We start from the raw sequence: 12,333 nt of genomic DNA, 5'->3' as shown, positions 1-12,333 counted from the left end.
TAATTTACAATATAGTTACAATATGCTACCAATGGAAGGTAGTGTTAACAAAAAAAACACTATTTTTTCCAAAAATCAGCTCTAATTCAAAAGAAGCATATTGCCCGTTATAGCTAAGCGAGGGCGAAATAGTGTATTGCAACGGGGCTTTTTCGATAAATTTTTTTCGAACCGTCTTGTAAGGGTCGTCTATGTCGCTCCCGTAATCCTTGCCTTTCCAAAGCCATTTGTTATGGATTCCCAAGAAAATATCGGTCCAGGGACTCCATAAAAGCCGGCTATAAACGGTCCAGTCGATAGCAAGAGAATTCGGACCGTTCGGGTTTCCTAGAGGGTGCCCCAAGTGTGCTATTTGCGCCTGGGCTGTATCGTAATGGCAATACGTAAACGGTTCTACGCGGGCTATTTCGGCTATAGTTCCGAGTTGAAGCACTTTGCCTTTTACTTCCATATCGTGAGCGACTTGGAAGCCAAACATCGCGGCCCAACGGTTGTTGCTGTAACGATTTTCGTAAACCGCATACGGCGATTCCATATCATCTAAAAAGAATTCACCATAGACGCGCGCCATTTTAAACAGTTGCACGTTAAAATCAAAGGCCACGGCACCATTGTTGACTCGTTCCGTATAATTCCCCTTTTCAATAAAAAGCGGAGCGATTGGCACAAAAAGCCAAGGTTTATTTTCGTTATAAAGGACTTGCAATTCCGAGATTCCGAAAGTCACATGCTTAAGAGCGACTTCATAGCGATGCGCGTAAAAATTGCGTTCGTTCAAATTATCTTTGCTGTAGCTCCAAGAATTTACGCGAAGGTCAGCATATACACTATAGATTCGCAAAGGGCCAAACGTCAGGTCTAGCGAAAGCATGTTGTACGGAAGCGCAAACTGGTTCAGCGAAAGATTGTTGTAGTAGCCTGGGCCCCAGTGCAAAACATCGCGAGCAAGCTGGAGGCGCGCCCACGCGTAGTTTAAAGCAAGGTGTGCGCGGTAACGGGCAAAGCTCACATAATCAATTCCCCCATCGCCTCGATCCTTGGACTGCACGTCGAAAACTTCGTAGTCGTAACTCTTGGGCTTTTTTGCTGAATGACCCTCAGAATAAATTCGCGCATCAAGATCAAAATCGAGGGAATCCGCATAGCCGCGAACATAAAGCCCGCCATCAATCGCAGGCCAAATCGTATCGCCAATCACGGTTGAGGATTTATATTCTATACCAAGTATCGGAGATACAGCAATAGCGAATTTATGGGAAGAATTGCTGTCGCTTTCAAAGAACGCCATCGAATTCTTGTGATTCTTGTAAAAATTCTTGCGAAATGTCGTATCGCGGCGCGGGTAAGTAAAGAAATGGCGCCCCTCGCCCAGCGTTTGGCGATGGTATTCCAAAAGCATTGGAGCGTATTCAAGGCCGCGCAAATTGCGGGTTCGCTCGGAACCGACGACTGTAGAAAAACCACTCTCGGCAAAAACTGCTGTTGCTAAAGCAAGACCTGCAAAAAATGCCCTCATTCTCCCCTCTCGAATAAATTATTCTTCGGCGTCCTTGTCGATGACTTCGGCAGCGGAATCTCCGCGAAGCGCAACAAGACGGACTCCGTCCAACGTTAAATATGGATCGTAAGTATCAATAATTTTTGTATGCCCGACGATGGTTCTACCCCAACCGCCAGTTGCAAAAACAGGAACATCCTTCTTACCCATTTCCTGCTTGATTTTTGCAACGAGCGTTTCGAGTTCGGCCATGAATCCGAACAAGAGGCCTGCGCGAATGGCATCGTCAGTGTTGTTTGCAATAAGGTGCTTAGGCCATTCAATGCTAACCGGCAAAAGGCGAGCCGCTTTTTCGGTAAGCACATCGAGGCTAGCGCTAATGCCAGGAATGATGATACCGCCGGCAAATCCGCCATCCTTCATTACGTCAAAAGTCGTGGCGGTGCCCATATCGATAACAATTGCATCAGAGTAGCCGCGTTCCTTGAGCGCAATAATATTGCAAAGACGGTCTGCTCCAAGCGTACTCGGGTTCGGGTATGCAATCGGGCAATTGAGGCAGTTCGTAGAACTCACCACTTGCACAGGGCGCTTGAGGAGCGTCTGCAAAGCCTTGACCCACGGGCGTTCAAGCGAAGGCACCACGGTCGAAAGCCCAACATGCGTCACCGATTCCGGCTTGATTTTCGAAAAATGAATGAGACCGCCTACGCGATTCATCACTTCGTCCGAAGTGGTTTCCTTGCGGGTCGTGAGTCTCCAATGGTCAACAACCTTGTCACCCTTGAAAATTCCAAGAACTGTATGGGAGTTTCCCACATCAACAACGAACGACAAAGAGTTCTTTAAATTCTTTTTCATCGCGGAGAAAGATAGTAAATAGTAGGAAGTTGGAAGTAGGAAGTCGGAAGTAGACGGTAGGAAGTAGGAAGTGGTTAGTAAGCAGGGATGTTTTAAGTGGTTAGTAAACAGGATCGTAAAAGGAACGTTCCTATTGTAATCCTAACCACCAACCACTAATTTCAAGAACGCTTGCTTCAATTCTCTTGTGGCGCGTTCTGGATCTGCGGCCTTCATAATTGCAGAAACAGCGCAAATGCCTGAAATTCCGGAGCCATTAAGCACATCGATATTATCCTTATTGAGCCCACCGATAGCATTCACCTTGATAGGCACGGCTTTTACAATCGCCTTGAGCGTATCGACACTCGTAAGGATCGTAACCACCTTTGTCGTCGTCGGATAAATCGCGCCCACGCCCAGATAATCGGCACCCTGCTCGTAAGCTTCAAGTGCCTGCGGAACCGTTTTTGTCGTCGCACCTATTATTTTATCTGCACCCATCAGCTGGCGAGCCACCGCCACTGGCATGTCCGTCTGCCCCACATGCACACCTTCGGCCCCGATGGCCAGAGCGACGTCAACACGGTCATCGATAATCAGCGGGATTCCATAACATTTCGTAACTTCGTGCGTTGCAGTTGCAAGTTCCATGTATTCACGTGTCGAGCGGTTCTTTTCGCGGAGCTGGATGAGGGTCGCCCCACCCTTACATGCGGCCTCAACCGTTGGCAAAAAACGATCCTCAGGTACACTTGTACTATCGGTAATAAAATAGAGCGTTGTATCAAGATTTTTCATGTTTTAAAGGTAGAAAATATTGCTCTGCTTTGGAATAGAGCATTTTATAGTTTAAAAATTGTGAAAAACTGCACAAAATTTACATTTTTATCACAATTATCTTTCCAAAATATATATAGTTATATATCTTTATGTAACAAGGATTAAGAATCCTAAAAACGGAGCGATATTATGAAAACTGTAAATTCAAAGAGGGGTATCACCCTCATGGAGCTTATGGTGGTCCTCGCTATTATGAGTATTCTTTCCACCGTGGCAATGCCGAAGATGTTCGGTGCCGGTGAAAAGGCTCGTGAAAAAATCGACCTGATGAAACTGTATGACCTCAGAAACTCAATCAATTTAGCGCTTATTGAGGATAGCGATGCCATGTCGCACTACGACCCAACCCAAAAGCAGAGTGCCGATAAGAAAAAAGAACTTTTGAGAAAACTGAATAACGGTCTTTCATCAAAACAAGGCGCAACACTATTCGTAATCGAGTTACATGGTAAGCTTTCCATAAACGTTCAGGGAAGCCATAATAGCGCTAATAATTCCAACAATATTAGCGAAATGATTGGCGAAGACGGAACATTCTATACAGCCTTGAAAGAAGCTAACTTCGATGGAGTCGCCGATATTATCGCCGACAGACTTAAAGGAGTTGGTAATTACAAAAATGGAGGCGAAACGTACACCTCTATTCCATGGCAAAAAGGCAGCACCACATACTACAGAACAGCACCTAAGAGAACGCTATTCCAAAGCAAAGCCCTTAATGCTGGAAAAATTAATGACAACACCCGTTATACGTTAAGTATCCGTTGGTCTGATGTAGATAATCCCGGCTATTCCGTAGAAGTATTCATTATTCCAAACGAAGGCGAGTGGAACTCGGCATACATGTCTGATTATGGAACTTGCTTCTCGACCTACGGCCGCAAAGGTTGTGCAAAGAGAAAGAAATAGATTGGTTGTTAAAGAACAAAAAGCTCCGGATCAAATCCGGAGCTTTCTGTATAGTTTCAATCGAAAAATCGTACTCTATGGCAAGAGAAATCTGTGCACGTTATACGTACAGGTAGTCGTTCAGCACAGGCTGCATGCCTTCGCCGCTCATGTCAGCGTACATTTTGTCGATGCTGCGACCATCGTTGATTTCGAACTGTTCGTCGCCGCCTTCCCCGTCATCGTGACCGCTGTACTTGCTCTCGTGGTCGCCGATACCCGTTGAAACGCCAGCAGAAACTTTCGTTGCGGCAATTTTCACGATACCGTTGCGGAATTCCTTGCTTTCGCGGCTCGAAACCGTGATGCCCACGAACGGGAGGAAGATGCGGTAAGCGCAAAGCACCTGGCAAAGTTCGCGTTCATGAACGTCGAGCGGGCTAATTTTTTCGTTATTCACGATTGGACGTAAACGCGGGCAGCTGAGGCTCATTTCTGCATGCGGATACTTCTTTTGTAAGTAGTAAACGTGCAGAGCGCTTGCGAGGGCGTCACGGCGGAAATCCGAAAGCCCGAGAAGCGCCGAGAATCCGCAACCACGCATGCCGCCCATAAGGGCACGTTCCTGAGAATCAAAGCGATAAGGGAATACGCGCTTGTGACCGAGCAAATGAAGTTGTTCATAACGCTTGCGGTCGTATGTTTCCTGGAACACCGTCACGTAATCAACACCGCATTCATGCAAATACTTGTATTCATCGACATTCACCGGGTAAACTTCGACGCCAACGAGCTTGAAATACTTGCGGGCAAGCTTGCAAGCTTCGCCGATGTATTCGACGCTGCTTTTCGCGCGGCTTTCACCCGTGAGCAACAAGACTTCTTCCATGCCGCTGTCGGCGATGACCTTCATCTCGTGCTCAATCTGCTCCATGTTTAGCTGCATGCGCTTGATGTGATTGTAGCAGTTGAAACCGCAATAGACGCAGTAGTTTTCGCAGTAGTTCGCGATGTAAAGCGGCGTAAAGAGATAGACGTTGTTGCCGAAATGGCGGCCCGTCTCAATCTTTGCCTTGGCGGCCATCTGTTCGAGGAACGGCGCTGCAGCCGGTGAAAGCAAAGCCTTGAAATCTTCGATAGAGCAAGTGTCGTGCTGCAAAGCGAATTGCACATCACGAGCCGTATATTTGGAAGCGTCGTAGTTTTCGAATGCATCGAGAACCTTGTCGCGGATGTCGGACTGGATGACTTCCATTCCCGGCAGGTATTCCATGATGTTCGTGCGAACAGACGGATCCGTTTCGATCCTGTGCTTGCGTTCAAGCGCCGCAGGAGAAAGATTCCCAGAATCAAAAAAGTAATTGTTGTCTTTGCGTTCAGCCATCTTAATCCCTCAAGAATCCTGTGAGCGGGTCAGATGCGGATGCGCCACGGGAAAGCACGCGACCAAGCCCAGCGAGGTAAGCCTTGCGGCCTGCTTCAATCGCCAGCTTGAATGCGGTTGCCATTTGTGTGAGATCGCCAGCCGTTGCAAGAGCGGTGTTTGCCATAATAGCGGCAGCGCCCATTTCCATGGCGGCACAAGCTTCGGACGGTTTACCGATGCCAGCATCAACGATAATCGGGAGATCGATTTCGTCAATCAAAATTTGAATAAATTCTTTTGTGCAAAGTCCCTTGTTCGAACCAATCGGCGATGCAAGCGGCATCACGGCGGCAGCACCGGCATTCACGAGGTCACGTGCCACGTTCAAATCCGGGTACATGTAAGGCATCACCACGAAGCCTTCCTTTGCAAGTGTTTCGGTGGCCTTGATCGTTTCGGCATTGTCCGGGAGCAAGTACTTGGTATCGCGCATGATTTCGATTTTCACAAAGTCACCGCAACCAAGTTCACGGGAGAGTCTTGCGATGCGGACTGCTTCTTCGGCATTGCGGGCGCCCGATGTGTTCGGCAAAAGCGTGACGTTTTTCGGAATGTAGTCGAGGATGTTTTCGTGTTCCTTCGTGTTTGCACGGCGAACGGCAAGCGTTACAATTTGAGCGCCCGCATCCTTGACCGCAGCTTCAATGAGCTTGAGGGAATACTTTCCAGAACCGAGAATAAAACGAGAATCAAATTCATGACCGCCAATAACAAGTTTGTCAGAATTCATTTGCATGTCCTTTATGTTAAACTTCTAGACCGGCAATAATCCGGATAATCGTGAGCGCCTCATGCGCTGCGCAAATCTGCACGCGTGGAGCGAGGAGCTCAAGCCCTTGAGTCACGTCGCTTTTGCCATCGCCACAAAGGTAAAAATGTTTTGAAATTTTGCGCGTCTTGATAGAATTCGCATCGTCCGTGCCCGCCATTCCAGAGGCTGCGACGAGATATTTTTGCGGATACTTTTCAAGCACCGCATTCACGAGCATCGCTTTCGCTTCGGGATTGTCGAACGCTTCGCACACAACATCGGCATTTGCAACGAACTTGTCGATGTTTTCTTCCGTGATTTTTTCATCGTACGCTTCGAGTTCTGTGTACGGCGCGATTTCTTTCAAGTTCTCGACGAGAGCAAACGCTTTAGGCGTTCCGACTTGAGAAATCTTGTACTGCTGGCGCTGCAAGTTCGTCACGTCAACACGGTCAAAATCCACGAGAATGAGCTTCTTGATGCCCGCGCGAGCAAGATTGATGGCAACGTTAGAGCCGAGTCCACCTACACCACAGATGGCAACTGTGGCCTGTTCTAGTTTCTGAACGATTTCTTCGCCCTGCTTTTGTACGAGTGCGCGTCTGAACTCTTCCCTGCTCGGGATTTTATCGCAGGTCATCACCCGCCCCCGACAAAGTTTACAACTTCAACGACATCGCCCGCTTCAAGAACGACTTCAGCATACTTTGCTTTCGGGACGATTTCCAAATTGCGCTCAACGGCGATGCGTTTTGTATCGTAATTTGCGGACGCCAAATATTCGGCAATGGTCATGCCTGCTGCCGTGACGTTTTCACCGTTGATTTTGACTGGATTTGAGTTCAATGGAACCTCCCTACGTTGGCATTATCCAAATCAGGTTCGGTCGAAGTTTTCAACTTCCTCTCAGCCCGTTTTACGAGCTCCCGTAAGCGCCATAAAATTAACTATTGAAGGGGTATTTGGCAAGTTAGGATAAGGCATTCTGCCTTGAGTGGATGCTTCTATTTTAATCAAAAAAAAGTACTTCATGCGGGCGGGGCCCCAGCTCGGAGTTGCGAAGGCCGCACGGGCCCCTCCCTGCACCCTCCCCATCCTTGGCCGACGCTTTTGTTATCAATACGATTTCTTGGCAATTTGATTTTGAAGTAAAATCTCGCTTTTGATATTTTAAAATTCTATAAAAAAAATGCCCCGCGGCATTGCGGAGCATTTCAAAAAATTTTGAGAAGTAAAATTACTTATCCTTAGCAAATTTCTTAGAGGCGGCCTTGACCTTCGGATCGTTCTGAGCGTCCTTGATCTTCTGCTTGATACCATCTTCGATGGACTTCTTGAGCTTTGCAGCGAGGTTCGGGAAACGATCTTCCAGGGAATCACTAAAGACAGCCGGCTTCTTTGCAGCAGGAGCAGCGCCCTTGCGCTTACCGTTGAACGGGCGCTTTTTCTTGGACGGAGCCTTCTTAGCTTGAGATTTTTCTTGGGATTTTGTTTCCTGAGGCTTAACTTCTTCTGTGGATTTGACTTCTGCTTCTTCTGCCATAAATATACCTCTTGGAAAATTGTTTAAGTTGACGGGCGCAAAAATAGTAAAAAATTGGGAAAATGCAAGTGAGAGGTTAGGGGTTAGGTATTAGGTTTTAGGGGTTAGGGTAAATAATCATTTGCTACGCAAATTTTTAAAGGGCGGCGAAGCCGCGACTATTTCCCTATAACCTGTAACCTAAAACCTACGACCTATTTTCCAGCCAATGCGCGAGGACGGTGATGTCGGCGGGGCGGATGCCCGGAACGCGGCTTGCTTGCCCAAGCGTGAGCGGCTTGTGCGCGTTCAGGCGCTGGCGGCTCTCGATACTAATGGCAGAAATCGACATATAATCCAAATCCGGTGAAAGTTTGACCTTTTCCATCTTCTTCTGGTCGTCAATTTCGCGTTCCTGGCGATCAAAGAATCCAGCGTAGAGCTCTTCGGCGTACATGTACCACTGGTCGCGGCGCGTGATTTGGGCATCCGGAGCAGCCTCCTTGAAGAACGTTTCGGGATCGATGCCCGGTCGGCGGAGCACGTTGATCCAGCGGGTGCGCTCCGTTGCAAGAGCCTGACCGCCCGCTTCGAGAATGATATTTGCCTCTTCCGGCGTTGCGGATGTTTCTGCAAATTTCGTTTTGAGGTCCGCCATGAGGTTCTTGCGGCGATCCCAATCAAACCAGTCGCGGTCGCTAATCATGCCAATCTTACGAGCCTTTTCCTTGAGACGCATCTCGGCGTTATCGCTGCGGAGGAACAAGCGGTATTCGGCGCGGCTCGTAAACATGCGGTACGGTTCGTCGAGCAAAATGTTCACAAGGTCATCGACCATTACGCCGAGGTAACTTTCGGAACGTCCGAGAATGAACGGTTCCTCGCCCTTGACCTTGAGAGCAGCGTTGATGCCCGCCATAAGACCCTGACCGGCGGCTTCTTCGTAACCGCTTGTGCCGCAAACCTGACCTGCAAAATAGATGCCGGGAACGTTCTTGCATTCGAACGTCGGATAAAGCTGAGTAGCATCGACAGAATCATATTCGACAGCGTAACCGATTTGCAAAACCTTAGCGCGGGTAAGACCCGGAATCGTATGAATTGCAGCCAACTGGATGTCTGCTGGCAAGCTGGAGCTGAAGCCGTTGATATACACGCGCCCGATGTCAGCCTGTTCCGGTTCGAGGAACAGCTGGTGCCCGTCGCGGTCGCCAAAACGGTTGATTTTATCTTCGATACTCGGGCAGTAGCGCGGGCCCTTGCCGTGAATACGGCCGCTAAACATCGGGCTATCTTTGAAGCCACTGCGCAAAATATCGTGCGTCTTGATGTTCGTGCGCGTAATCCAGCAAACGCAATCATTACGAATAAACTTGTTGGCTTGGTCACCCCAGAATTTATCGGGAGTTGCACCATCAAAATGTCGGTCGCTCATCGGCCACGGCTTATCGTCGCCATGTTGCACATCGCATTCGTTAAAGTCAATCGAATCTGGATCGAGGCGGCTCGGAGTGCCAGTCTTCAAGCGGCGCAAACGAATTCCGTTTTTCGCCAAGCATTCCGAAAGTTTGTCTGCACTCGGTTCACCCACTCGTCCACCGATGCTTGTTTCAAGACCGGTAAACATCTTGGAGGCGAGGAACGTTCCACTCGTAATAACGAGCGCGCGTGTAATGTAACGGTCGCCATTCAAGAGCGTGAGTTCTAAACGTCCATCGTTCATGCGCTCGAAGGCAGCTAGTTCGCCTTGAATCAGCGTGAGTCCTTGCAAACTTTCCATCGTTTCACGAGCGACTTCGCTGTAATACTTCATATCGCATTGCGCACGCGGCCCCCAAACGGCAGGACCCTTGCTCATGTTGAGCATGCGGAACTGGATGCCAGCCTTGTCTGTCAAAAGCCCCATGAGGCCGCCCAAAGCATCAATGTCGCGAACGATTTGGCCTTTAGCAACGCCACCAACAGCCGGATTGCAAGACATTCGACCAATTGCGTTCAAGTCCATCGTAAGCATGGCGGTTTTTACACCAATCTTCCATGCGGCATGAGTTGCTTCAATTCCGGCGTGACCGCCACCGACAACAACGACATCAAATTCTGCGATAATCATGCGCCAAATTTAAAAAATAACGGACAATGCGGCTATAGAAAAACGCACTACAAAAAAAGAACACATCCCGCAATGCGAGATGCGTTTCTAAAAAATACACCAGAAGAATTACTTCTTAGCTTTGGGCGGCTTTACTTCCTTCTTGGGTTGCTGCTTAGCTTCAGGAGCCTTGGCAGGTTCTTCAGGCTTCTTGACTTCGATCTTCCATTCGACATTCTTGCCTTGGAGGAGTTCAGCAATTTCTTTCTTCAAGTCATCCTTTTCGCGTTCGAATGCAGCGTACTGCTTGTACGAGCCATCCGGATTTACGAGGTAGACCTTCGGAACATAGCCATCGCTGTAAAGTTCGCCGAACTGACGAGCTTCATCCCACATGACGCTGATGTTATCATCAAACTTAGCATCGTCAATAAAGCGACGGATGCCCGGCTTGTTGTTTCCACCGCTAGCGATAGAAACAGTCGTAAGGCCCTTCGGTGCAAATTCCTTTGCAATTTCAAGAATCTGCGGAGCGGCATGTGCGCAGTGACCGCAAGTTGCAGAGAAATAGAACATGAGAAGCGGCTTACCAGCAAATGCGCTCAAGTCTTCGCCCTTGACCGTAATGCCAGAGGCCTTCACCTTGAAGTTCATCTTGGCAGGCATGCCATTGGCAAGCGTATCGCCACGGAGAGAAGCAACTTCAGCCTTGAGCTTTTCTTCTTCAGCCTTAGCCTTCTTCATCCTTTCTTCGTTAATCAACTTCGATTTTTCCATAAAGCGGTCGCCGACAGCCTTCAAAGTATCATCCGGAAGAGTCATTGTGAACGTGGTATCGCGAACGCGCTTGCCTGCATCACGGAGACCGAGGACGAAATAGTCCCCGTCAAATTCTGTTTCGAACTGACGACCGATGCCATAGAACTGGTTACCGAACTGGAAACCAATGAGGTAAGAGAACTTTTGCTGTTCAGAAGGAACTTCCGGGAGCGTCACTTTTTCATTCTTCACTGCCGGAGCTGGATTTACGGGCAAAGCCTTACGAAGAGAATCAATAAGAGCGTAGCGCTGTGCGTCAGCTAAATCCTTAGCGCTTGAATCCGGCTGAGTCTTGAGATAGCGTTCACGCATGGTGTTCTGGATACGACGGCTAATGACGCCAAGAGAATCCTGCGGAATCTGCAGCTTGTGGGTAGAATCCTTCATGTTATCCAAAGCATCACGGAAAGCCTGAACAACAACGTCTTCGTCAATGCCTTCACCAGTTTGCCACGGAAGATTCGAAAAATTCTGAAGACCGAACTGGGCACCGAGCATGTATGCAAATTTCTGGTCATCTGTAGAATTCGGGGTTACTGCAGCAACTTGAGGAACCGGTTTCTGGGCTTCGCCGCAAGCGATAAGTGCAAGAGCGGCAGCACCAAGAGCAATTTTTTTCAATTTCATTATATAGACTCCTTAAAGTCAAATAATAGGAATAACCATTCCTAATTTTGCATTCCAATATAGCTTATTTTTTTTGGCGCGACACCTCGTTTCAATGCAAAGAATCACGAACAAACCCCAATTTGGGGAGACCTTCGAGTACTTCGAAGTTTTCAGAGCCGATTACAGCACCGTCTTTATACGCCGTTTCTACCCGATAGATCCCAGACGGGATGTTTTTCTTTTTGGAATAGCTTCGGTAACCTTGATCTCGTCCACCTCGAATAATCATCCGGCTCGATGTAATTTTATCCGTTAATTTAAATTTATTTGTGGAAGGTTCTTTGTAGTACCAACGAAATTCAATCGGAGCCTTGAGTTCCGCAGGCGCATAAACCGAAGACATAAAATAAATTTCATCACCGTCTTCTTTGTGGATTGTAGCGCCTTTGAGCCCCGTCCGTTGCCAAAAGTCTAATTTATCTACATCACATGAATACGTTTCGCGGTCGAAATTTTTGCAAACGATTTGCTGCTTTAAAACGAGCGGAACAGGTGCTATCCAGTTGGCGAGATACGCTATTATTAGGACAAAACTAATGGATATAGGCGCGATCAAAAAACGCTTGTGACGCGAGACATCATTCGAAGATTTTAGCGAAAATTTCATCCAAAGTAAATAGCAAATTCCTGCGGACAAAAGCGTACTCAAAAAGAACCAGAATGTTCCCATTCCATGAACCAAGTGCGGAATCAAGAAGTTAAAGAACATCGTCCCGAGCAAGCAGAAAAATGCAAGGCAAACTCCAAAGTTTTCATACTTTTCTTTCAAGAATTCATTGCCGACAAGCAAAGTTGCAAGCACCAACACAATGATTAACGATGCGATGGACCCCGAACTTTTGAAATAGCAAATAACAAGGGCGCTATAGAGGTTTCCAAAGCAAAATTGCACAAGCCAAGTCAACCGGTCAATCCATGTTTGCGGCCATTCATAAGACAAAATCCTGTGGTAAAAATTTTGAAGAATTTTAGTATTGGAATCCGCATT

General features: G+C 47.8%; 12 protein-coding genes and 1 riboswitch. Of the genes, 1 reads left to right on the top strand and 11 read right to left on the bottom strand.

Going from position 1 to position 12,333, the window contains the following annotated elements:
- Nucleotides 1-25: 25 nt before the first annotated feature.
- The 3 genes from HUF13_RS09730 to thiE all read right to left on the bottom strand — a co-directional run bounded on the left by HUF13_RS09730 (nucleotide 26) and on the right by thiE (nucleotide 3,139).
- The gene (locus tag HUF13_RS09730; RefSeq protein ID WP_173474942.1) at nucleotides 26-1,516 is read right to left on the bottom strand and encodes a hypothetical protein; all 1,491 of its coding nucleotides are present in this window, start codon (nucleotides 1,514-1,516) and stop codon (nucleotides 26-28) included.
- Nucleotides 1,517-1,534: 18 nt separating this feature from the next.
- Nucleotides 1,535-2,359: a type III pantothenate kinase gene (locus HUF13_RS09725; protein WP_173474941.1), complete on the bottom strand. Its 825-nt coding sequence runs from the start codon at nucleotides 2,357-2,359 to the stop codon at nucleotides 1,535-1,537.
- Between the two features lie 141 nt (nucleotides 2,360-2,500).
- Nucleotides 2,501-3,139, bottom strand: a complete 639-nt coding sequence (gene thiE / locus HUF13_RS09720) for a thiamine phosphate synthase (protein WP_173474940.1) — start codon at nucleotides 3,137-3,139, stop codon at nucleotides 2,501-2,503.
- A gap of 171 nt (nucleotides 3,140-3,310) precedes the next feature.
- Between thiE and HUF13_RS09715 the strand changes: the two genes are divergently transcribed.
- On the top strand, nucleotides 3,311-4,090 hold the full coding sequence (locus tag HUF13_RS09715) for a Tfp pilus assembly protein FimT/FimU (protein WP_173474939.1): 780 nt from the start codon (nucleotides 3,311-3,313) through the stop codon (nucleotides 4,088-4,090).
- A 100-nt stretch (nucleotides 4,091-4,190) separates the two neighbouring features.
- Here HUF13_RS09715 and thiH read toward each other — a convergent pair whose 3' ends face one another.
- The 8 genes from thiH to HUF13_RS09675 form a co-directional block, all read right to left on the bottom strand.
- A complete protein-coding gene (gene thiH / locus HUF13_RS09710) occupies nucleotides 4,191-5,453 on the bottom strand; it encodes a 2-iminoacetate synthase ThiH (RefSeq protein ID WP_173474938.1) in 1,263 nt (420 codons plus the stop codon).
- Between the two features lies 1 nt (nucleotide 5,454).
- Nucleotides 5,455-6,225: a thiazole synthase gene (locus HUF13_RS09705; RefSeq protein ID WP_173474937.1), complete on the bottom strand. Its 771-nt coding sequence runs from the start codon at nucleotides 6,223-6,225 to the stop codon at nucleotides 5,455-5,457.
- Nucleotides 6,226-6,241: 16 nt separating this feature from the next.
- Complete coding sequence (gene thiF / locus HUF13_RS09700; RefSeq protein WP_173474936.1) at nucleotides 6,242-6,886, bottom strand: thiamine biosynthesis protein ThiF; 645 nt, start codon at nucleotides 6,884-6,886, stop codon at nucleotides 6,242-6,244.
- Nucleotides 6,886-7,092: a sulfur carrier protein ThiS gene (gene thiS / locus HUF13_RS09695; RefSeq protein ID WP_173474935.1), complete on the bottom strand. Its 207-nt coding sequence runs from the start codon at nucleotides 7,090-7,092 to the stop codon at nucleotides 6,886-6,888. The genes thiF and thiS overlap by 1 nt, the downstream gene beginning before the upstream one ends.
- A riboswitch (TPP riboswitch) is annotated at nucleotides 7,083-7,187 on the bottom strand. It overlaps the preceding gene by 10 nt.
- 296 nt (nucleotides 7,188-7,483) lie before the next feature.
- Nucleotides 7,484-7,789: a hypothetical protein gene (locus HUF13_RS09690; RefSeq protein ID WP_173474934.1), complete on the bottom strand. Its 306-nt coding sequence runs from the start codon at nucleotides 7,787-7,789 to the stop codon at nucleotides 7,484-7,486.
- 187 nt (nucleotides 7,790-7,976) lie between these two features.
- The gene (mnmG, locus tag HUF13_RS09685; protein ID WP_173474933.1) at nucleotides 7,977-9,878 is read right to left on the bottom strand and encodes a tRNA uridine-5-carboxymethylaminomethyl(34) synthesis enzyme MnmG; all 1,902 of its coding nucleotides are present in this window, start codon (nucleotides 9,876-9,878) and stop codon (nucleotides 7,977-7,979) included.
- A 108-nt stretch (nucleotides 9,879-9,986) separates the two neighbouring features.
- The gene (locus HUF13_RS09680) at nucleotides 9,987-11,303 is read right to left on the bottom strand and encodes an FKBP-type peptidyl-prolyl cis-trans isomerase N-terminal domain-containing protein (RefSeq protein WP_173474932.1); all 1,317 of its coding nucleotides are present in this window, start codon (nucleotides 11,301-11,303) and stop codon (nucleotides 9,987-9,989) included.
- A gap of 91 nt (nucleotides 11,304-11,394) precedes the next feature.
- A complete protein-coding gene (locus tag HUF13_RS09675; protein ID WP_304039049.1) occupies nucleotides 11,395-12,285 on the bottom strand; it encodes a DUF2914 domain-containing protein in 891 nt (296 codons plus the stop codon).
- Nucleotides 12,286-12,333: the final 48 nt, after the last annotated feature.

It is taken from the genome of Fibrobacter succinogenes (assembly GCF_902779965.1).
Classification (GTDB): Bacteria; Fibrobacterota; Fibrobacteria; order Fibrobacterales; family Fibrobacteraceae; genus Fibrobacter; species Fibrobacter succinogenes_F.
The sequence above is the reverse complement of the archived record's forward strand: the minus strand, read 5'-3'. Positions and strand labels throughout refer to the sequence as shown.